Source organism: Methylibium sp. (assembly GCF_035762065.1).
GTDB lineage: Bacteria > Pseudomonadota > Gammaproteobacteria > Burkholderiales > Burkholderiaceae_C > Methylibium.
On sequence record NZ_DASTPW010000036.1, the window covers coordinates 52,869 to 74,705 of the forward strand.

Genomic DNA, 21,837 nt, shown 5'->3' on the forward strand with positions numbered 1-21,837 from the left:
TGAGGATCGCATCCATGGACATTCCTTCCGCCGCAGCCAAGCGCGCTGCAGCCGCCCGCTACGGCGAGGCCTCGATCCGGGTGCTGAAGGGCCTGGAGCCCGTCAAGCAACGCCCGGGCATGTACACCCGCACCGACAACCCGCTGCACATCGTGCAGGAGGTGATCGACAACGCCGCCGACGAGGCACTCGCCGGCCAGGGCCGGCGCATCGCGGTGACGCTGCACGCCGACGGCTCGGTGAGCGTCGAGGACGACGGCCGCGGCATCCCGTTCGGCCTGCATCCCGAGGAACAGGTGCCGGTCGTCGAGATCGTGTTCACGCGGTTGCACGCCGGCGGCAAGTTCGACAAGGGCGCGGGCGGGGCCTACAGCTTCAGCGGCGGGCTGCACGGCGTCGGCGTCAGCGTGACGAACGCGCTCGCGACGCGGCTCGCGGTCACGGTGCATCGCGACGGCAAGGTCGCGACGCTCGCGTTCGGCCACGGCGGCGAGGTGGTCGAGCCGCTGGCCGTGCGCAAGGCCGCGGGCGCGGATCGCCGGCAGGGCACGACGGTGCGCGTGTGGCCCGATGCGAAGTACTTCGAAAGCGCCGAGCTGCCGCGTGCCGAACTCGTCCACCTGCTGCGCAGCAAGGCGGTGCTGATGCCCGGCGTGACGGTCACGCTGGCGGTCGAGAAGACGCAGGAGACCCAGACCTGGCAGTACCAGGGCGGCCTGCGCGACTACCTGCTGCAGACGCTCGCCGCCGATCCGGTGATCCCGCTGTTCGAGGGTGCGCACTACGCCGAAGCCGCCGAGACCGAAAACTTCGCCGAAGGCGAGGGCGCCGCCTGGTGCGTCGCCTTCACCGAAGACGGCCACGCCGTGCGCGAGAGCTACGTGAACCTGATCCCGACGGTGGCCGGCGGCACCCACGAGTCGGGCCTGAAGGACGGCCTGTTCCAGGCGGTCAAGGGCTTCATCGAGCTGCACGCGCTCATGCCGAAGGGCGTGAAGCTGATGCCCGACGACGTGTTCTCGCGCGCGAGCTTCGTGCTGAGCGCGAAGGTGCTCGACCCACAGTTCCAGGGGCAGATCAAGGAGCGGCTCAATTCGCGCGACGCGCTGCGGCTTGTCTCGGCCTACGTGCGCCCGGCCTTCGAGCTGTGGCTTAGCCAGCACGTGGAGCACGGCCGCAAGCTCGCCGAGCTGGTGATCCGCCAGGCGCAGGCGCGCCAGCGCGCCGGCCAGAAGGTCGAGAAGCGCAAGGGCTCCGGCGTCGCGGTGCTGCCGGGCAAGCTGACCGATTGCGAGAGCCGCGACCTCGCGCTCAACGAGATCTTCCTCGTCGAAGGCGACTCGGCCGGCGGCAGCGCCAAGATGGGCCGCGACAAGGAGACGCAGGCCATCCTGCCGCTGCGCGGCAAGGTGCTCAACAGCTGGGAGGTCGAGCGCGACCGGCTGTTCGCCAACAACGAGATCCACGACATCGCGGTTGCGATCGGCGTCGATCCGCACGGCCCGCAGGACGCGCCCGACTTGAGCGGCCTGCGCTACGGCAAGGTCTGCATCCTCAGCGACGCCGACGTCGACGGCTCGCACATCCAGGTGCTGCTGCTGACGCTGTTTTTCCGGCACTTCCCCAAGCTGATCGAAGCCGGGCACGTTTGCGTCGCGCGGCCGCCGCTGTACCGGGTGGACGCCCCGGCGCGCGGCAAGAAACCGGCGGCGAAGCTGTACGCGCTCGACGACGGCGAGCTGCACGCCGTGCTCGACAAGCTGCGCAAGGAAGGCGCGCGCGAAGGCAGCTGGTCGGTCAGCCGCTTCAAGGGCCTGGGCGAGATGAACGCGGAGCAGTTGTGGGACACGACGCTCAATCCCGAGACGCGGCGGCTTTTGCCGGTCGCCTGGGGCGCGCACGACTTCGGTGCGACTGAAGGCTTGTTCAACCGGCTGATGGGCAAGGGCGAAGCCGCGGCGCGGCGCGAACTGATGGAGCTGAAAGGCGACGCGGTCGAGGTCGATGTGTGAGGGGTTGCGCGCGGCGGGCGTCGGCGCCGCGCGTGGGCCTTCTGCGGGCGGTCGTACGCGCATAACAATCCGCCGCCCTCGGTACGCAAGCTGTCGCCACCGTGCACCCAACGCCTCACCCGATCGAGCCCGGCCCGCCCGGCACGGGCCACTTGCCTAAAGCGCTGCTGGACGAGCTGCGCTTTCGAGCCGATCCGTTGGCCGACGCCACCATCGCGCGCATCCTCGGCCCCTGGGCCGAAACGCTCGAAGGGGCCGATGCCGCCGAGCTGATCGATCGGCAGCAGCCGCGCTGGCAGCGCCTCGAGGCGGTCACGCGCGCCTTCGCCGGCTGGGCCTGCAATGCCGACGTGCAGGCGTGGCGGCCGCCGGCCGATCTGCCCCGGGACATCGCCGCGGCCTTGGTCGACTACCTGAGCGGGGCGTGCACGCTGCCGACGTGGGCGGATGCCGCGCTCATCGCGCGTGCCGAGCAGGTGTTCTTCGAGCACGGGCCGCTGTCGTGCGCGCTGCTGTTCTGCGCCAGCCTGCCGGAGTGCTACGTCGTGCCCGACCTGGCCGAGGTGCTGCACGCCACCGGCCAGCTGGAGCAGCGCACCGAGTACCGCGTGCGCTCCACCGCCGCGATGGTCTTCCCCGTGATGATGCGCGGCGGCCTCGCCACGCCGCAGGGCGGCGGCGTCGCGCAGGTGCTCAAGGTGCGGCTGATCCATGCGACGGTGCGCAACCTGCTGCTGCGCGGCGAGCCGGCGCAGGCGGTGGCCGCGCTGTCCGCGTCGGGCCCCGAGCGGGCGGCCGCAGGTGCCGGCTTCGTGGAGCCGCTGGCTGCGCTGCGCGGCACGCCGCACATGCATCACGCGCTGTACGCGCATGGCTGGAAGCTCGGCGACGACGGTCTGCCCTGCAACCAGGAAGAGCTGGCCTACACGCTGCTGACCTTCGGCTACGTGTTCCTGCGCGGCCTGCGCACGCTCGGGCTCGGCCTGAGCGCGCACGACGAGGCGGCCACGCTGCATGCCTGGAACGTGATGGCGTCGCTGGTGGGCGTCGAGGAGCGCCTGATGGCGCACACGATGGCCGAGGCCGAAGCGCTGTTCGCGCAGCTGCAGGCGCGCGGCCGCGCCGATCGCGTCGCGCCCGATCCGCGCGCGCCGCTCGGCCGCGCCCTGATGCGGACGCTGGCCGACGCGATCCCGCTCGGCGCGGCGAAGAGCTTTCCGCTCCTGCTGTCGCGCGAGCTGTGCGGCGCGGCGACGTCGCGCGACATCGGCATCGACGGCGCGAGCCTGCCGGTGCCCTGGACCGCGCGCGCGCTGTTCGGCTGCATCCGGCTCGCGGTGCGCGGGATCGACGCGCTCGGGCGCTGCTTCTCGCCCGAGTTCTCGATCACGCGAACCTGTGTGCGCATGCTCGGCTACCACTTCGTCAGCCGGCTGCTGATGGACCAGACGCGGCCGCTGAAGCTGCCGGAGCCGGTGCGCAGCCAGGTGCGGCGGACCATGGCCGCCTGGGGTCACGATCCGCGCGCGCCGCGCTGGCTGAACACGCTCGAAGACGGCTTCACGGTGAAGGGGCAGTGGGATGCGTCGCCTCGTTGAGACCTGGCTCGTGCTGCTCGCGCTGGTGCTGGCAGCCGGTGCCGCACATGCCGGGCCCGCGGCGACGCCGCTGCTGCTGGACGACCGCAACGAGCGCGTGCACGCCTGGCCGGCGGTCACGACGCTGAGCGATGCGTCCAAGGCCTTGACGCTGGAAGGCGCCATCGCCGCGCGCGACGCCCTGACGCGGCCGAGCACCGCCGCGGCCACGCTCGGCCTGCGCCGCGACGCCGTCTGGGTGCATGTGCCGATCGCGGTGTCGCCCGAGTCGGACGGCCACTGGCTGCTCGACATCAACTACGCCGTGCTCAACCGCATCGACGTGCACCTGCTCGACGCACAGGGCGCGCCCGTGCAGCAGGCGCGGCTGGGCAACCTCCAGCCGCTCGCCGAGCGCCCCCTGCCGAGCCGCGCACACACCGTCGAACTGGCGTTGTCACCCGGCGCACGCTACGAGCTGTGGCTGCGCGTGGAGACCCTGGGCGCAATGATCCTGCCGATCAGCTTCAACAAGCCCTCGGCGTTCCTGAGCCGCGCGCTGGCCGAGCAGATGCTGCAGGGCCTGCTTGCCGGCATGGGCCTGTGCCTCGTGTGCTACAGCCTGCTGCAGTGGTTCAGCGTGCGCGAGAGCCTGCTGATCAAGTACGCGCTGCTGATCGGCGGCGGCATCCTGTTCTCGGTCGTCCAGTTCGGCATCGGCGCGCAGTACCTGTGGCCCGGCAACCGCTGGCTGGAGACCCACCTCGCCGCGCTGTCCGCGCTCACCGCCGCCGCGGGCACCTTCCTCTTCGTCGAGGACGTCCTGCGCGGCACCGAGCGGCACCGCTGGTTCAGCCCCGTGATGAAGGGCGGCGCGGCACTGCTCGGCGCGGTGGGCCTGGCGTACGCACTTGACGTGATCGACGTGCACGCCGTCAGCGCCGTGATCGGCACCGTGGGCCTCGCACCCGCGCTGATGGGCCTGCCCGGCGCCGTCCAGCGCGCCCGGCGCGGCGAGAGCGTCGGCTGGTACTTCATCGTCGCGTGGATCGGCTACTTCATCACCACCGCCGTGATGGTGGCGGTGATCCGCGGGCGCGCGCCCGCCACGTTCTGGACCCTGCATTCGTTCCAGTTCGGCGCCACGCTGGACATGCTGATCTTCCTGCGCGTGCTGGCGTTGCGGCTGTACGCCGTGCACGACCAGGCGCTGCTGCGCGCCACCGAGCGCGACCAGGCGCTGTCGCTCGCCCAGACCGACGCGCTGACCGGCCTGCCCAACCGCCGAGGCCTGCACGCGGCGCTGGAGCGCTACCTGCCGCAGTGCGGCCCGACGCAGCTGCTGGCGGTCTACCTGCTCGACCTCAACGGCTTCAAGCAGGTCAACGACCGCCACGGCCACGAGACCGGCGACCACCTGCTCGTCGCCGCCGGCGAGCGGCTGCGCAACAGCCTGCGCACCAGCGACATGGTCGCGCGCCTGGGCGGCGACGAGTTCGTGGTGCTCGCGATGGGCCTGCATTCGGACGAGCGGGCGCGCGACCTCGCGGCGCAGCTCACGCAGGCGTTCGACGAGCCGCTGGTCGCGCTGGGCCTGCCCTACCGGCTCGGCGCCACCGTCGGCCATGCGCTGGCGCCGCGCGACGGCACCGATGCCGACACGCTGCTCCGGTGCGCGGACGCGGCGATGTACGCCGGCAAGTCGAGGAGCCGCGAGGTGGTCGGCGAATCGACGACCCAGGGCGGCTCGTTCGACACGGCGCCGGCGAGGTTGTAGAGCTCGCCGGGGAGGCCTGCGGGCGGTCGCCGACCGCGCGCGGCGTCCCGCACGCGCCATTGGGTACCCTGCGGGCTCCGTCGCCACGACGCTCGAACAGGGCCGCGCATGAGCATCGCGTTCTGGGCCGGCCTGCTGCTGGCGCTGGTGTTCGTGCTGGTGCTGGTGATCTGGTCGATCCGCCGGCACCGCGATCCCTCGCTCAAGATCGAGTGCGACTTCCCGGTCGACGAGCTGATGCCCAGCCTCGCCGGCCTGACGCTGGGCACGGTGGTCGGCGGCAACAGCGTGGAGGTGCACGAGAACGGCGCGTTCTACGACGTGCTGCTCGCGCGCATCGCTGCCGCGCGCCGCTCGGTGCACTTCGAGACCTATCTGTGGAAGGACGGCGTGCTGGGCCGGCGCGTCGCCGAGGCGCTGATCGAGCGCGCCCGCGCCGGCGTGCAGGTGCGCGTGCTGCTCGACGCCCAGGGCTCCAGGAAGGCGGGCGACGCGGTCGTCGCGCGCATGCGCGCGGCCGGCTGCCGCGTGTGCTTCTTCCACAAGACGAAGCTCCACAACCTCGGCGTGATGAACGACCGCGACCACCGCAAGATCGTCATCCTCGACGGCAGCGAGGCCTTCGCCGGCGGCCACTGCATCGTCGACGACTGGCTCGGCGATGCCGAGGACAAGCAGCACTTCGCCGACGTCAGCGTGCAGCTGCACGGGCCGATCGTGCACAGCCTGCAGAGCGTCTTCAGCGAGAACTGGGCCGGCGAGACCGGCGAGCTGTTCCTCGGCGACGACGTGTTCCCGCCGCTCGGGCCGGCCGGCGACGTGCGCATCCACGCGGTCTTCGCGAAGCCCGAGAACTCGGCGCCGACCGTGAAGATCCTGCATCACACGGTGATCTGCCTCGCGCGCAAGCGCATCTGGATCCAGAACCCGTACTTCATCCCGGAGCCGGCGGCGATCGATGCGCTCGGCGCGGCGGTCGAGCGCGGCGTCGACGTGCGCGTGCTGATGCCCTCGACCAGCGGCTCGGACAACCCGATGGTCCAGCACGCCGGCCACCGCAACTTCGAGAAGCTGCTGCGCTGCGGCGTGCGGCTGTTCGAGTACCCGCACACGCTGCTGCACCAGAAGATCATGACGGTCGACGGCGTGTGGAGCGCCGTCGGCTCGAGCAACTTCGACGACCGCAGCTTCGAGACCAACGACGAGATCAGCCTGTCGATCGCCGACGTCGCGCTGGCCGCGCGGCTCGACGGCATCTTCGAGAAGTACGTTCAGCGCGCCGACGAGATCGAGCTCGAGCGCTGGATGCGCCGCGGCTGGGGCCACAAGCTGAAGGACAACGTCTCCTACCTGATCAACGAGGTGCTGTAGTCCGTCTCCCGTGGGCGACGGCGTGGCTCACACCTCCGGCACGCCGGTCGTGCCGGGCGTCAGCTCCGGCCCCGGCGCGCCGAGCGGCACCGTGTCGGGTGTCGGCGGCGTGACCTCGGGGCCCGACGGCGGCGGCGTCGCGTCGGGCTGGGCGGGCGGGGTCACGTTCGGGCCGACCGGCTGGGGCACGACGTCGGGCGGCGGCGCGGTCGGCGAAGCAGGGGGCGTGGTGGGCATGGGGGTGTCGGCTCGAGGCTGGGCCGCCGTTGGCTGGAGGGTCCGGCCAGCAGCAACGCGCGTTCCCGCCACCGCGCGCCGGAGCATCCAGTTCGCGCCTGCTCACGTAGAAGGGCGCGGCGGCATCATTCGCCGCCGCGCGCGGCCGCCGTGCCGGCGCAGCAGGAGACCTTCGAGATGACTTCATCAAGCACCGCGACCGCGCTCGGCTGGGTCGAGCAAGGCCTCGTGCCCGATCGCGTCGTGCGGCTCGGCATCCGCCGGCTGCTCAAGCAGCGGCTCGCCGAGATCGGCGACGGCGACGCCGAAGCCGCCGCGCGCAGGACTGCCGACTTCGTCGCGTCGATGAGCGCCGCGCCGCTCGCGCTCGTGCCCGAGAAGGCCAACGAGCAGCACTACGAGGTGCCTGCGGCGTTCTTCGCCGAGGTGCTCGGCCGGCATCGGAAGTACAGCAGCTGCTGGTGGCCCGAATCCGGCAGCGGCCCTGACGGGACCGCGGGGGTGAGCACGCTCGACGAGGCCGAGGCCGCCGCGCTCGGCGAGACCTGCGCGCGTGCCGGTCTGCGCGACGGCCAGCAGGTGCTCGAGCTCGGCTGCGGCTGGGGTTCGCTGTCGCTGTGGATGGCGGAGCGCTTTCCGTCGAGCCGGATCACCGCGGTGTCGAACTCCAACTCGCAGCGCGAGAACATCGAAGCCGAAGCGCGGCGCCGCGGCCTCGCGAACCTGCGCGTCGTGACCTGCGACTTCAACACCTTCGAGACGACCGATCGCTTCGACCGCATCGTCTCGGTCGAGATGTTCGAGCACCTGCGCAACTGGCCGGCGGCCTTCGCGAAGGTCGCGAGCTGGCTTGCGCCCGAGGGCCGCTTCTTCATGCACGTGTTCGCGCACCGGTCGACGCCCTACGCCTTCGTCGAGCGCGACGCGACCGACTGGATGAGCCGCCATTTCTTCAGCGGCGGGATGATGCCCAGCGACGACCTCGCGCTGCATTGCCAGCGCGACCTGTCGCTCGTCGATCGCTGGCGCTGGGACGGCCGGCACTACCAGAAGACGTCCGAGGCCTGGCTCGCGAACATGGACGCGAAGCGCGACGCGGTCTGGCCGGTGCTCGAGGCGACCTACGGCGCCGACCAGGCCGCGCTGTGGTGGACGCGCTGGCGGCTGTTCTTCATGTCGGTGGCCGAGCTCTTCGGCCACGGCGAAGGGCAGCAGTGGTGGGTCAGCCACTACCTGTTCGAGCGCAACGGCATCCCGCGCGCATGAGCCTCGACGCCGCGGTGCCGGCCGTCGGCGCGCCGGCCGGCGAGCGCGAGCCGACGCGCGCCTGGGCGCTGGCCAACCTCGTCGCGACGCAGCTCGGCTGGTTCGCCTGCGTGCTCGGCGCGGCGCACGGCCAGCCCTGGCTCGGCACCGCGACCGCGGTGCTCGTCGTCGCGTGGCACCTGGGGCGTGCGCCGCGAGGCCGCGTCGAAGCTCGGCTCGTGCTGGCGACGATCCTGCTGGGCAGCAGCTTCGATGCCGCGCTGCAGGCCACCGGCGCGCTCGCCTTCGTCGGCGGCCACTGGCTGCCCGGCCTCGGCCCGCACTGGATGACGGCGCTGTGGGCGCTGTTCGCGGTGACGCTGAACGTCCTGCTGCGCTGGCTGCACGGGCGCTGGGCGCTGTGCGCGCTGCTCGGCGCGATCGCGGGGCCGCTGTCCTTTGCCGGCGGCGCGCGGCTCGGCGCGGCGACGCTGAGCGAGCCCGTGCTCGCGCTGGGGCTGATCGGCGCCGGCTGGGCGGTGATGCTGCCGTTGCTGGTGGCCTTGGCGATGCGCTTCGACGGCGTCGGCACCGAAGGCGCGGTGGCGAAGCGATGAGCGGGATCGCGAGCTTCGGCGGCTGGGCCGTCGCGCTGCACGGCCTCGCGTTCGCTGCGGCGATCGGCTTCGCCACCTGGGTCGCGAGCCTCGTGCGCCGCGACGTGAGCCTCGTCGATCGGGTCTGGTCGGTCTGCATCGCAGGTGCGGGCTTCGCCTACGCGGCGGCGCTGCCCGCGACCGGCCCGCGCGCCGGCTGGATGCTCGGCCTCGTCGCGCTGTGGTCGCTGCGGCTCGCGCTGTACATCACCGTTCGCAACTGGGGCCACGGCGAGGACCGGCGCTACCAGGCGATCCGCGCCCGCAACCAGCCCGGCTTCGCGTTCAAGAGCCTCTACCTCGTGTTCGCGCTGCAGGCGGTGCTGGCGTGGATCGTCTCGGCGCCCCTGCTCGTCGGCGCCGCGAGCGTGGAGCCGTGGACCGGGCTCGACACGGCCGGTGCCGCGCTCGCCGCGTTCGGCATCGCGTTCGAGGCGATCGCCGACGAGCAGATGCGCCGCTTCAAGGCCGATGCCGCGAACAAGGGCCGGGTGATGGACGGCGGCCTGTGGGCCTGGAGCCGCCACCCCAACTACTTCGGCGAGTTCTGCGTCTGGTGGGGCATGGGCCTGATGGCGCTGGCCGCGGGCGGCGGCTGGAGCCTCGTCTCGCCGCTGCTGATGAGCGTGCTGCTGTTGAAGGTGTCGGGCGTCAGCCTGCTGGAGAAGGACATGAGCGAACGTCGGCCCGCCTACCGCGACTACATCGCGCGCACCAGCGCCTTCTTCCCGCGGCCGCCGAAGCAGGGCAGCGCGGCATGAAGCGCGTGCTGGTCGCGCTGCTGTGCGCCGCTTCGTTCGCCGCGCACGCCGAGCGGCCCGCGAGCGGCAGCTGGAACTTCCGCGTGCTGCTCGACGGCAAGCCGATCGGCACGCACCGCTTCACGCTGAAGGGCGACGGCGAGCGTCGCAGCCTGGAAGGCAAGGCCGCGTTCGACGTGAAGGTCCTCGGCCTCACCGCCTACCGCTACCGCCACGAGGTCGAGGAGCAATGGCAAGGCGACTGCCTCGTCGCGCTGAGCTCGAAGACCGACGACGACGGCAAGGCGCTCGCGGTGCAGGCGAAGAAGGATGGCGACGCGCTCGCCGTCAAGTCGAACGACGGCAGCGAGATGCTCGAAGGCTGCGTGATGAGCTTCGCCTACTGGCACCCGGCGATGCTGAAGCAAACGCGGCTGCTGAACGCGCAGACCGGCAAGTACGAGCGCGTGAAGATCGAGCCGCTCGGCGACGCGAAGCTCGACGTTCAGGGCAGGCCGGTCGATGCGAAACGCTGGCGCATCAGCGGGCCGGAGTCGCCGGTCGAGCTGTGGTACTCGGCCGACGGCGACTGGCTCGCGCTGGAATCCAAGGTCTCCCGCGGGAAGCGGACGCTGCGCTACGTGCGGGAGTAGGCGGCCCGCGGCGCCGCGCGGCGTGCTGGTCGGACAATGCGCGGCCCCGTCCCGTCTCGCACTTCTGCCCTCGCATGAGCGACCTCTTCGATCCGCCCGCACCGGCCGAACCCGCCGACACCCTCGGCCTGGCCCGGTACGCCGAGCAGGCCTACCTCGAATACGCGCTGTCGGTCGTCAAGGGCCGCGCGCTGCCCGACGTGTGCGACGGCCAGAAGCCGGTGCAGCGCCGCATCCTCTACGCGATGGAGCGGCTCGGCCTCGCGTTCACCGGCCCGGCCGGCCCGAAGGCGATGAAGTCGGCGCGCGTGGTCGGCGACGTGCTCGGCCGCTACCACCCGCACGGCGACACCGCCGCCTACGACGCGATGGTGCGGATGGCGCAAGGCTTCTCGCAGCGCTACCCGCTCGTCGACGGCCAGGGCAACTTCGGTTCGCGCGACGGCGACGGCGCGGCGGCGATGCGCTACACCGAGGCGCGCCTCGCGCCGATCACGCGGCTGCTGCTCGACGAGATCGACGAGGGCACCGTCGACTTCGCACCCAACTACGACGGCAGCACCACCGAGCCGAAGCAGTTGCCGGCACGCCTGCCCTTCGTGCTCCTCAACGGCGCGAGCGGCATCGCGGTCGGCCTTGCGACCGAGATCCCGAGCCACAACCTGCGCGAGGTCGCCGCCGCCGCCGTCGCGCTGCTCAAGGACGACAAGCTCGGCGACAACGACCTGTTCGCGCTGCTGCCCGGCCCCGACTTCCCCGGCGGCGGCCAGATCATCAGCGCCGAGGCCGACGTGCGCGACGCCTACCGCAGCGGCCGCGGCTCGCTGAAGGTGAGGGCGCGCTGGTCGATCGAAGACCTCGCGCGCGGCCAGTGGCAGCTGGTCGTGCACGAGCTGCCGCCCGGCACCAGCACGCAGAAGGTGCTCGAAGAGATCGAGGAGCTGAGCAACCCGAAGCTCAAGGCCGGCAAGAAGGCCTTGAGCGCCGAGCAGACCCAGCTGAAGACGACGCTGCTCGGCGTGCTTGACGCGGTGCGCGACGAATCCGGCAAGGACGCGGCGGTGCGCCTGGTGTTCGAGCCCAAGAGCCGCAGCGTCGAGCAGCAGGCGCTCGTCAACGTGCTGCTCGCGCACACCAGCCTCGAAAGCTCGGTGCCGGTGAACCTGACGATGGTCGGCGCGGACGGGCGGCCGACGCAGAAGTCGCTGCGCGCGATGCTTTCCGAGTGGATCGCGTTTCGCAAGGCGACGGTGGAGCGCCGCACGCGCCACCGGCTCGACAAGGTGCTCGGGCGCATCCACATCCTCGAAGGCCGGCGGCTGGTGCTGCTGAACATCGACGAGGTGATCCGCATCATCCGCAACGCCGACGAGCCGAAGCCGGCGCTGATCGATCGCTTCGGCTTGAGCGAGCGGCAGGCCGAAGACATCCTCGAGATCCGGCTGCGGCAGCTCGCGCGGCTCGAGGCCATCAAGGTCGAGCAGGAGTTGGCGTCGCTGCGCGAGGACCAGGCGAAGCTCGAGGACATCCTCGCGAGCCCGGCCACGCTCAGGCGCACGATGGTCAAGGAGATCGAGGCCGACGCGAAGCAGTACGGCGACGACCGCCGCACGCTGATGCAGGCCGACAAGCGCGCGGTCGCGGAGATCAAGGTGGCCGACGAGCCGGTCACCGTGGTCGTCAGCGCGAAGGGCTGGGTGCGCGCGCGCCAGGGCCATGGTCACGACGCGGCCAGCTTCGCGTTCAAGGCCGGCGATGCGCTCTACGGCACCTTCGAATGCCGCACCGTCGATGCACTGCTGGCCTTCGGCAGCGATGGCCGGGTCTACACCGTCGCGGTCAGCGCGCTGCCCGGCGCGCGCGGCGACGGCCAGCCGCTCACCTCGATGATCGAGCTGGTGGCCGGCACGCAGGCGCTGCACTACTTCGCCGGGCCCGCCGACGCGACGCTGCTGCTCGCGAACACCGGCGGCTACGGCCTGCTCGCGCAGGCCGGCGACCTGCTGTCGCGCCAGCGCGGCGGCAAGAGCTTCCTGAGCCTGGGCGAAGGCGAGAAGCCGCTGCCGCCGAGCCGCGCCGACGGCGCGACGCAGGTGGCCTGCCTGAGCCTTTCCGGCCGCCTGCTCGTCTTCCCGCTGGCCGACTTGAAGCTGCAGCCCAAAGGCGGCCGCGGGCTGACGCTGATCGATCTGGAGGCGAAGGACGCGCTGGTCAGCGCCGCGGCCTTCGACAAGACGCTGCGCGTGCTCGGCAGCGGCCGCGCGGGCAAGCCGAGGGACGAGACGCTCGGTGCCGTCGCGGCCGGCGCCTACCGCGGCGCGCGAGCGCGCAAAGGCAAGGCGGCCGACCTCGGCTTCAAGCCGACGCTGCTGCTGCGCGGCTGACGGGCCGGCTCGGCCCGGGCGCGCACTCGCGTTCCGGGCGCCGGCTTCCCGGGCTGGCGCAGCCTCGCGGCGTCAGAAGCTTTCCCACTCGCCGTCGTCGCCCGACTTCGCGCTCGCCGCGCGCACCGGCTCGGCCGGCTTGCGGGCCGCGGCGGCGGCGGGTCGAGCGGCCGGCGGCGCCGCGGGACGGGCGGCGACGGCCGGACTCGCGGGCGCCGGCTTGCCGGCGGAGGCCGGCGTCGCGGGCCGCTTGGCCGCGACCGGCGCAGCCTTCGGCGGCACCGGCTTGGCCGCGACGGCCGCGTTCGGGGCCGGCAGTCGCGGCGGCTCCTTCTTCGCCTTCGCGACGGCCGCGTCGGCTTCCTGCTTGCTCAGCTTGAACACGCCGACGATGTCGGCCAGCCGGCTCGCCTGCTGCTTCAGGCTTTCGGCCGCGGCCGCGCTTTCCTCGACGAGCGCGGCGTTCTGCTGCGTCGTCTTGTCGAGCTCGCTGACCGCCTGGCCGACCTGGCCGATGCCGCTGGACTGTTCGTTCGTCGCGCTGGAGATCTCGCCGATCAGGTCGGACACGCGCTGCACCTGCCGCACGATGTCGTCCATGCTGTGGCCGGCGTCGTTCACCAGCCGCGAGCCGGTCTCGACCTTGTCGACGCTGTCGCCGATCAGGGCCTTGATCTCCTTGGCCGCGTTCGCCGAACGCTGCGCGAGCGAGCGCACTTCGCTGGCGACGACCGCGAAGCCGCGGCCCTGCTCGCCGGCCCGCGCCGCCTCGACGGCCGCGTTCAGCGCGAGGATGTTGGTCTGGAACGCGATGCCGTCGATCACGCCGATGATGTCGGCGATCTTCTTCGACGACGCGGTGATGTCCTGCATCGTCGTGATCACCTGGCTCACCACCTGACCGCCCTGCGTCGCGGCCGACGACGCGGCGCTCGCGAGCTGGTTGGCCTGCTGCGCGGTGTCGGCGTTGTTGCGCACGGTGCTGGTCAGCTCCTCCATCGACGCGGCAGTCTGCTGGAGGTTGCTGGCCTGCAGCTCGGTGCGCTGCGACAGGTCGGCATTGCCGGTGGCGATCTGGCTGGAGCCGGTGGCGATGCTTTCGCTGGACTGGCGCACCTGCCCCACCACGCGGGCCAGGTTCTCGTTCATCGTCTTCAGCGACTTGAGCAGCGAGCCGATCTCGTCCTCGCGGTCGACCACGATCTCGGCGGTCAGGTCGCCCTTGGCGACGCTGTCGGCCAGCGCGATCGCGCGGCCCACCGGCTTCGAGATCGAACGCGCCACCAGCCAGCCCGACAGCGATGCGGCGAGGATGCCGAACAGCGTCGCGGCCACCATCATCATCGTGGCCTGCTGCGCAGTCTTCTCGGTGAGCTTGCCCGCGTCGGCCATCAGGGCGGCCTGCGCGTGGGAGAACTGCTCGAGGGCGTTCAGGTACTGGCGGTGCTGGGGCCGCAGCGTCTGCATGAGCATGGAACGCGATGCGACCATGTCGCCGGTGCCGACGAGGTCGCGGTACACGGCCAGCGTCTTGACGTACTCGCTTCGTTCGGCCTGCAGCTCGGCGAACAGCGCCTTGCCGGCCGCCGTGTGGAGCATCGGCTCGAGCTTCTTGTAGATCCCGACCACCTTGTCGCGCGAAGCGTCGAACCGCTTCCATTCGGCGTCCAGCTGCTCGGGCAGGCTGAGCAGCTGCACGTTGCGCACGATGCGCGACTGCTCGTTGAGCTCGTCCTTGATCTCTCCCGTCAGCACCACCTTCACGAACAGGTCGTTGTCCATCTCGGCGACGTGCTCACGGATGTCGTTCAGCGACAAGTGCGCGACGACGGCCATGCCGATCATCAGGAGCACGGAAAAGCTGAAGGCCAGCGCGAGACGGACGCCGATCTTTGCGTTGCGTAGCGATGTCATGTTCGTCCTCGAGAAGCGCCCGCATGACTTCTCGGGCCCGGCCATCTTCGGCCGGCGAGTCGAAGACTGAAGCGTGAAAACGGGGGCGAAAGCCGCCTACTTCGCGCCGGCGCGCTTCTTTCCGACAGGCCGGCCCAAGGCGAGCAGACCGGCCACGCCGAGCAGCACGAACAGCAGCCCGCTCCACACCTCGAACGGCAGGCCGAGCAGGCGGGACGCCGCCGCATCGACGCAGGTCGCGGTCACCTGGAACAGCCAAGGCACCCGCGTCTCGAGGCCCGTGGCGCCGAGGAAGCGGTCGGCCAGCGTGAACGCGCAGCTCGCGTCCCGCGCCGCGACCTGGTGCTGGAACACCGCGGAGGCGATGCCGCCCGCGCACAGCGCCACGACGGCGAGCGCGGCCGCAAGCCGGCTGCCGCGCCCCGGCAGCAGCGCGCCGAGCGCCGCGACGACCGCGATGCCGAGGTAGATCACCCGCTGGAAGACGCACCACGGACACGGCTGCATGCCGAAGCCGTGCTGCGCGACGAGCGCCGCCGCGACGGCGGCCACGCTGGTCGCGGCGATCACGCCCAGCAGCCGCGCGCTCACCGCGCCGCCCCGCGGTCGGGGCCCGGGCAGGCGGCCGGGTTCATGCCAGCTCGGCGATCAGCTCGATCTCGACGCAGGCGCCCATCGGCAGCTGCGCGACGCCATAGGCGGCACGCGCATGCGCGCCGCGCTCGGCGCCGAAGACCTCGCCGATCAAGTTGGATGCGCCGTTGGTCACCAGGTGGTGCTCGGTGTAGTCGGGCGCGCTGTTGACCAGGCTCACCAGCTTGACGACGCGCCGGACCCGCTCGAGGTCGCCGTCGCAGGCCGCGGCCAGCGTGCCTAGCAGATCGATCGCGACCGCGCGCGCGGCCTGCTGGCCGGTGGCGGTGTCGGTGTCGCGGCCGAGCTGGCCGACCCAGGCCTTGCCATCCCGCTTGGCGATGTGGCCCGAAAGGAAGACGAGCTTGCCCGCGTGCACGAAGGGCACGTAGGCGGCTGCCGGCACCGCCACCGGCGGCAGCGTGATGCCGAGATCGGCAAGGCGTTGGGCGATGGTCATGGCGTGGCTCGCTTCGAAACGTGGGGGCCGCATCCTAGGCCAGGCGCCGTGCTCCCTACACTGCCCCGATGCTCACAGCGGCCTTTCATGCGTCGGGCCGCGGGCTCGTCGCCGGCGCGCTGGGGCTTGTCGCCGGCAGCGCCTTGCAGCTTCAGCAGCCGGCGCTGTGGGCACTCGATCGCTATGTGCTGCTCGCGCTGGCGGGCCTGCTCGTCGCGGCCTTGGGTCACTGGGGTTCCACGCGTCGGCGCGGCTTCGTCGCCCTTGCCGCCATCGCGATGGGCATCGCGGCGCTGGCCTTCGGTGCCACCGGCCTGCGCGCGACGGATCGACTCGCCGACGGCCTGCCGGCCGAGCTGGAAGGCCGCGACATCGAGGCCACCGGCGTGATCGCGAGCCTGCCGCAGCGCGGCATCGATGGCTGGCGGTTCCGCTTCGAGGTGGAGTCCGCCCGGCTCGACGACGCGGCCATCGCGCTGCCGGCGCGCCTGGCGCTCGGCTGGTACGCGGCACGCGGCGGCGGCGCGAGCGCGCTGCCCGAGCTGCGCGCGGGCCAGCGCTGGCGGATCACGGTGCGGTTGAAACGCCCGCATGGCGCGCAGAACCCGCACGGCCACGATCTCGAACTGCAGCTCTTCGAGCAGGGCGTGCGCGCCAGCGGCTACGTGCGCGCCGGCAGCCATCGCCTGCTCGACGAGCACGCCGGCCACCCGCTCGCTCGCGCGCGGCAGGCGGTGCGCGAGGCGATCGGCCGCCGGCTCGGCGCGTCGGACGCGGCTGGCCTGCTGGCGGCGCTCGTCGTCGGCGACCAAGGCGCGATCGATCGCGAGGACTGGGCGCTGTACCGCGCCACCGGCGTCGCGCACCTGATGTCGATCAGCGGCCTGCACGTGACGATGTTCGCGTGGCTCGCCGGCCTCGCGACCGCGTGGCTGTGGCGCCGCTCGTCGCGCGCGATGCTGTGGTGCCCCGCGCCGCGGGCCGCGCGCTGGGGCGGGCTCGCGGCGGCGCTGGCCTATGCCGCCTTCGCCGGCTGGGGCGTGCCGGCGCAGCGCACGGTGCTGATGCTCGCGGTCGTCACCGCGCTCGCGAGCTTCGGGCTGCGCTGGCCGGCGCTCGCGGTGTGGCTCGCGGCGATGGCGGCGGTGACGCTGGCCGACCCGTGGGCGCTGCTGCAGCCGGGGTTCTGGCTTTCGTTCGTCGCGGTCGGGCTGTTGATGATCTCCAGCGCGCCGGCGCCGCGACGCGTCGAAGGCGCCTGGCCGCGGCTGCGGGCGGCGATGCAAGGCGGGCTGCGCACGCAGGTGGTCGCGACGCTCGGCTTGGCGCCGCTGACGCTGCTGTTCTTCCAGCAGCTGTCGCTGGTCGGCTTCGTCGCGAACCTGGCCGCGATCCCGCTGGTGACCCTGGCGATCACGCCGCTCGCGATGCTGGGCGTGCTGCTGCCGCCGCTGTGGCTTGCGGCCGCCGCGCTAGCCGACGTGCTGCATGCGCTGCTGCAGGCCCTGGCCGCGCCCGGCTGGGCGCTGTGGTCGGTGCCCGCGGCGGCGGCCTGGGCGGCGCCGGCCGCGGTGCTCGCGGCCGCACTGCTGATCGCGCCGCTGCCGTGGCGGCTGAAGCTGCTGGCGCTGCCGCTGGGCCTGCCGCTGTTCGCGCCGACGCCCGAGCGGCCCGCGCCGGGGGCCTTCGACGTCATCGCGGTCGATGTCGGCCAGGGCACCGCGGTGCTGGTGCGCACCGCCGGGCACGCGCTGCTCTACGACGCCGGCCCGCAGTACTCGCGCGAGTCCGACGCCGGCGAGCGCGTGCTCGTGCCGCTGCTGCGCGCGTTGGGCCACGCGCGGCTCGACGCGCTGCTGCTGAGCCATCGCGACACCGATCACGTCGGCGGCGCCCCCGCGCTGCTGAAGGGCGTGGGCATCGGGCGGCTGTCGAGTTCGCTCGCGGCCGATCACCCGCTGCTGGCCGAAGCCGCACGGCGCGGCATCGCGGCCGCGCCGTGCGTCGCCGGCCAGCGCTGGCGGTGGGACGGCGTCGATTTCGAGCTGCTGCATCCCGAGGCCGAGCGCCTCGAGCGCGCCGAGGCCGGCCGGGTGAAGCCGAATACGCTGAGCTGCGTGCTGAAAGTGAGCCGCGCCGCCTCCGGCGACGCAGGGGTGAGCCGCGCCGCCTCCGTCGACGCGGGCGTGCGCCGCGCCGCAGCGGTCGCCGGGCCGCGCTCGCTGCTGCTCACCGGCGACCTCGAGCGTGAGCAGGAACTGGCGCTGGTCGCGCGCGATGCCGCCGCGCTGCGTGCCGAGCTGATGCTGGTGCCGCATCACGGCAGCAAGACGTCGTCGAGCCCCGCCCTGCTCGATGCGGTCGGGCCGCGCGTCGCGATCGTGCAGGCCGGCTACCGCAATCGCTTCGGCCATCCGGCCGCCGAAGTGGCCGAGCGCTACGCCGAGCGCGGCATCGAGCTCGTGGCGAGCCCGCGCTGCGGCGCCTGGACGGCCGATGCGCGCGGCACCCGTTGCCGCCGCGCCGAGGCGCCGCGCTACTGGCAGCATCCCGACTTCCTCGCTCACCACAATGGCGTGGAAGTTGCTATTTCTGCCGAGGCCGAGCCCGGCGGCGAGCAAGCGGCCGAAGAATGAACGGCGCCGGGTCGGGCCCTGCAGTGAGGAGAGTGCCTTGTCGATCCACGTCGCGCTGAACCACGTCACGCACTACCGCTACGACCGGCGCGTCGCGCTCGGACCGCAGGTGGTGCGGCTGCGCCCGGCGCCGCATTGCCGCACGCCGATCCTGAGCTACTCGCTGCGCATCGAGCCGGTCGTGCACTTCGTTAACTGGCAGCAGGACCCGTTCGCGAACCACCTCGCGCGGCTGGTGTTCCCCGCCAAGACCACCGAGTTCAAGGTCACGGTCGATCTCGTTGCCGAGATGGCGGTCTACAACCCCTTCGACTTCTTCCTCGAAGAAGGCGCGGAGCACTTCCCCTTCGACTACGAAGAGGCCACGCGGCGCGAGCTCGCCCCCTACCTGGTCAAGGGCGTGTTCACGCCGCGCTTCGAGGCCTTCGTCAAGAGCGTGCCGCGCCACGACCCGAAGGGCGCGGACAGGCAACGCACGATCGATTTCCTCGTCGGCCTCAACCAGCGGCTGCAGCGCGAAATCCGCTACCTGATCCGCATGGAGCCCGGCGTGCAGACGCCCGAGCAGACGCTCGCCAACGGCTCCGGCTCCTGCCGCGACACCGGCTGGCTGCTGGTGCAGGCGCTGCGGCACCTGGGCCTCGCGGCGCGCTTCGTCTCGGGCTACCTGATCCAGCTCAAGCCCGACGTCAAGTCGCTCGACGGCCCCTCCGGCGCCGAGAGCGACTTCACCGACCTGCACGCCTGGTGCGAGGTCTTCCTGCCGGGCGCCGGCTGGATCGGCCTCGATCCGACCTCGGGCCTGATGGCCGGCGAGGGTCACATCCCGCTGGCATGCACGCCGGAGCCGTCGAGCGCGGCGCCGGTCTCGGGCGCGGTGGACGCGAGCGAGGTCGAGTTCGGCCACACGATGCGCATCAGCCGTGTCTTCGAGTCGCCGCGCGTCACCCGGCCCTACAGCGAAGCGCAGTGGGCCGATGTGCTGGCGCTGGGCCATCGCGTCGATGCCGCGTTGAGCGCGGGCGACGTGCGGCTCACCCAGGGCGGCGAGCCGACCTTCGTCAGCGTCGCCGATCGCGAAGGCGCCGAATGGAACACCGCGGCGCTCGGGCCGACGAAGCGCGGCTTCGCGAACGAGCTGGTGCAGAAGCTGCGCGCGCGCTACGGCGCCGGCGGCTTCCTGCACTTCGGCCAGGGCAAGTGGTATCCCGGCGAGCAGCTGCCGCGCTGGGCGCTCAGCATCTTCTGGCGCCGCGACGGGGAGCCCTGCTGGGCCGACCCGACGCGCTTCGCCGACGAACGGCTGCCGTCGTCGTACACCGAAGAGGACGCGAAGCGCTTCATTGACACGCTCGCCGGCAAGCTGGGCCTGGCCGCCGCGCACATCCGGCCCGGCTACGAGGACAGCTGGTACTACCTGTGGCGCGAGCGGCGGCTGCCGGTGAACGTCGATCCCTTCGACGCGCGGCTCGACGACGAGCTGGAGCGCGCGCGCCTGCGCAAGGTGTTCGAGCAGGGCTTGAAGAAGGTGGTCGGCTGGATGCTGCCGCTCGCGCGGGCCGAGGGCGCGCCGGCGCTCGCGGGCCCGCGCTGGACCACCGGCCCCTGGTTCCTGCGCGACGAGCGCATGTACCTGATGCCCGGCGATTCGCCGATGGGCTGGCGGCTGCCGCTCGATTCGCTGCCGTGGGTGAGCAAGGCGGACTTCCCCTACCTGATCGAGGCCGACCCGTTCGCGCCCGCGGCGCCGCTGCATTCGCCCGCCGCGTTGCGTGCGCAGTACGGCGAGCATGCGATGGGCGAGTCCGCGCGCGGCCTCGCCGGCCTGCGCGGCCCCGTGCGCGCCGGCGAGCCGCCTGGAGGCGACGCGCCGCCCGGGCCGCGCGGCCGGACCGACGCGGGCGCCGCCGGCCGTGCGCCCGCCCGCTTCGAATCCGCGCAAGGGTCCATCCGCACCGCGCTCGTCGTCGAGGCCCGCGGCGGCATCCTCTACGTGTTCATGCCGCCGCTGGCCGCGCTGGACGACTACCTCGACCTGCTGGCCGCCGTCGAGGCCAGCGCGGAAGCGCTCGACGTGAAGCTCGTGCTCGAGGGCTACCCGCCGCCGCGCGATGCGCGGCTGACGATGCTGCAGGTCACGCCCGACCCCGGCGTCATCGAAGTCAACATCCATCCGGCGCACGACTGGGCCGAGCTGGTCGACCACACCGAATTCCTCTACCAGGCGGCGCACGAGACGCGCCTGTCCACCGAGAAGTTCATGCTCGACGGCCGCCACACCGGCACCGGCGGCGGCAACCACTTCGTGCTGGGCGGCGCGACGCCGCCCGACTCGCCCTTCCTGCGCCGGCCCGACCTGCTCGCGAGCCTGCTCGCCTACTGGCACAACCACCCGTCGCTGAGCTACCTGTTCAGCGGCATGTTCATCGGGCCCACGAGCCAGGCGCCGCGCATCGACGAGGCGCGCAACGACCAGGTGGTGGAGCTCGAGATCGCGCTCGAACAGATCGAGCAGCGGCTCGCCGGCCAAGGCCACGTCGCGCCGTGGATGGTCGATCGCGCGCTGCGCAACATCCTGGTCGACGTCACCGGCAACACGCACCGCGCCGAGTTCTGCATCGACAAGCTCTACTCGCCCGACGGCCCGACCGGCCGGCTGGGCCTCCTCGAACTGCGCGCCTTCGAGATGCCGCCGCACGCGCGGATGAGCCTGGTGCAGCAACTGCTGCTGCGCGCGCTGATCGCGTGGTTCTGGCACGAGCCCTATCCCGGCCGAGCCGGCCGCGGCCCCGGCCCGGTGGCCGGCCAGACGCGGCTGACGCGCTGGGGTACCGAGCTGCACGACCGCTTCCTGCTGCCCAGCTTCGTGCAGCAGGACTTCGACGACGTGCTGGCCGACCTCGGGCGCGCCGGCCACGCCTTCGACGCTGCCTGGTTCGCGCCGCACTTCGAGTTCCGCTTCCCGCGCATCGGCGAGGTGGCGGTCGGCGGCGTGACGCTCGCGCTGCGCTGCGCGCTCGAGCCCTGGCACGTGATGGGCGAGGAGGGCTCGGCCGGCGGCACGGTGCGCTACGTCGATTCGTCGCTGGAACGGCTCGAAGTGCGGGTCAGCGGGCTCAACGGCAACCGGCATGTCGTCACCGTCAACGGGCAGGCGCTGCCGCTGCAACCGCTGGGCACGGCCTCGGTCAAGGGCCAGAGCGGCGGCACGCAGGTCGCGGGTGTCCGCTACAAGGCCTGGGCGCCGCCTTCCGCGCTGCACCCGACGATCCCGACGCATGCGCCGCTGACCTTCGACGTGGTCGATGCCTGGAACGCCCGCTCGCTCGGCGGCTGCCGCTACCACGTCGCCCATCCCGGCGGCCGCAACCACGACAGCTTCCCCGTCAACGCCTACGAAGCCGAAAGCCGCCGGCTCGCGCGCTTCTTCACCATCGGCCACACGCCCGGGCCGATGCAGGTGCGGCCTGCCATGCCGAGCCGCGAATTTCCGTTCACGCTTGACCTGAGAAAGAGTGGGTGAGCCCACCTCTATCCTCGAC

Annotated in this window: 15 protein-coding genes; 11 read left to right on the top strand and 4 right to left on the bottom strand. The window is 72.2% G+C overall.

Annotated features, from left to right (window positions below; all coding sequences use genetic code 11):
* Window positions 1–14: 14 nt before the first annotated feature.
* The 4 genes from VFR90_RS09780 (at window position 15) to VFR90_RS09795 (ending at window position 6,737) form a co-directional block, all read left to right on the top strand.
* On the top strand, window positions 15–2,012 hold the full coding sequence (locus VFR90_RS09780) for a DNA topoisomerase IV subunit B (protein WP_326405937.1): 1,998 nt from the start codon (window positions 15–17) through the stop codon (window positions 2,010–2,012).
* A 101-nt stretch (window positions 2,013–2,113) separates the two neighbouring features.
* A complete protein-coding gene (locus VFR90_RS09785) occupies window positions 2,114–3,610 on the top strand; it encodes an oxygenase MpaB family protein (protein WP_326405938.1) in 1,497 nt (498 codons plus the stop codon).
* On the top strand, window positions 3,594–5,366 hold the full coding sequence (locus tag VFR90_RS09790; protein WP_326405939.1) for a diguanylate cyclase domain-containing protein: 1,773 nt from the start codon (window positions 3,594–3,596) through the stop codon (window positions 5,364–5,366). Before VFR90_RS09785 ends, VFR90_RS09790 begins: the two co-directional genes overlap by 17 nt.
* A 108-nt stretch (window positions 5,367–5,474) precedes the next feature.
* Entirely contained in the window at window positions 5,475–6,737 is a 1,263-nt protein-coding gene (locus tag VFR90_RS09795) for a phospholipase D-like domain-containing protein (RefSeq protein WP_326405940.1), read from the top strand.
* A gap of 27 nt (window positions 6,738–6,764) precedes the next feature.
* On the opposite strand, the gene VFR90_RS09800 is transcribed toward VFR90_RS09795, so the two are convergent.
* Window positions 6,765–6,974: a hypothetical protein gene (locus VFR90_RS09800; protein WP_326405941.1), complete on the bottom strand. Its 210-nt coding sequence runs from the start codon at window positions 6,972–6,974 to the stop codon at window positions 6,765–6,767.
* A gap of 177 nt (window positions 6,975–7,151) precedes the next feature.
* Between VFR90_RS09800 and VFR90_RS09805 the strand changes: the two genes are divergently transcribed.
* The 5 genes from VFR90_RS09805 to parC all read left to right on the top strand — a co-directional run bounded on the left by VFR90_RS09805 (window position 7,152) and on the right by parC (window position 12,652).
* Window positions 7,152–8,240: an SAM-dependent methyltransferase gene (locus VFR90_RS09805; RefSeq protein WP_326405942.1), complete on the top strand. Its 1,089-nt coding sequence runs from the start codon at window positions 7,152–7,154 to the stop codon at window positions 8,238–8,240.
* On the top strand, window positions 8,237–8,836 hold the full coding sequence (locus tag VFR90_RS09810) for a DUF2878 domain-containing protein (protein ID WP_326405943.1): 600 nt from the start codon (window positions 8,237–8,239) through the stop codon (window positions 8,834–8,836). The genes VFR90_RS09805 and VFR90_RS09810 overlap by 4 nt, the downstream gene beginning before the upstream one ends.
* The gene (locus tag VFR90_RS09815; RefSeq protein ID WP_326405944.1) at window positions 8,833–9,636 is read left to right on the top strand and encodes a DUF1295 domain-containing protein; all 804 of its coding nucleotides are present in this window, start codon (window positions 8,833–8,835) and stop codon (window positions 9,634–9,636) included. The genes VFR90_RS09810 and VFR90_RS09815 overlap by 4 nt, the downstream gene beginning before the upstream one ends.
* Window positions 9,633–10,268: a DUF6134 family protein gene (locus VFR90_RS09820; protein ID WP_326405945.1), complete on the top strand. Its 636-nt coding sequence runs from the start codon at window positions 9,633–9,635 to the stop codon at window positions 10,266–10,268. The genes VFR90_RS09815 and VFR90_RS09820 overlap by 4 nt, the downstream gene beginning before the upstream one ends.
* Window positions 10,269–10,342: 74 nt before the next feature.
* Window positions 10,343–12,652: a DNA topoisomerase IV subunit A gene (gene parC / locus VFR90_RS09825; RefSeq protein WP_326405946.1), complete on the top strand. Its 2,310-nt coding sequence runs from the start codon at window positions 10,343–10,345 to the stop codon at window positions 12,650–12,652.
* Between the two features lie 72 nt (window positions 12,653–12,724).
* On the opposite strand, the gene VFR90_RS09830 is transcribed toward parC, so the two are convergent.
* From VFR90_RS09830 to VFR90_RS09840, 3 genes are all read right to left on the bottom strand, one after another.
* Window positions 12,725–14,566 carry a methyl-accepting chemotaxis protein gene (locus VFR90_RS09830; protein WP_326405947.1) on the bottom strand — a complete coding sequence of 614 codons (1,842 nt, stop codon included), beginning with the start codon at window positions 14,564–14,566 and terminating at the stop codon, window positions 12,725–12,727.
* 96 nt (window positions 14,567–14,662) lie between these two features.
* Window positions 14,663–15,157 (bottom strand): disulfide bond formation protein B, encoded by a 495-nt coding sequence (locus VFR90_RS09835; protein WP_326405948.1) that lies wholly within the window; start codon window positions 15,155–15,157, stop codon window positions 14,663–14,665.
* A gap of 40 nt (window positions 15,158–15,197) precedes the next feature.
* On the bottom strand, window positions 15,198–15,659 hold the full coding sequence (locus tag VFR90_RS09840; RefSeq protein WP_326405949.1) for a RidA family protein: 462 nt from the start codon (window positions 15,657–15,659) through the stop codon (window positions 15,198–15,200).
* 68 nt (window positions 15,660–15,727) lie between these two features.
* Here VFR90_RS09840 and VFR90_RS09845 point away from each other — a divergent pair, with 68 nt between their 5' ends.
* A complete protein-coding gene (locus tag VFR90_RS09845) occupies window positions 15,728–18,295 on the top strand; it encodes a DNA internalization-related competence protein ComEC/Rec2 (RefSeq protein WP_326405950.1) in 2,568 nt (855 codons plus the stop codon).
* 37 nt (window positions 18,296–18,332) lie between these two features.
* Complete coding sequence (locus VFR90_RS09850; RefSeq protein ID WP_326405951.1) at window positions 18,333–21,818, top strand: transglutaminase family protein; 3,486 nt, start codon at window positions 18,333–18,335, stop codon at window positions 21,816–21,818.
* The last annotated feature ends 19 nt before the right edge of the window (window positions 21,819–21,837 follow it).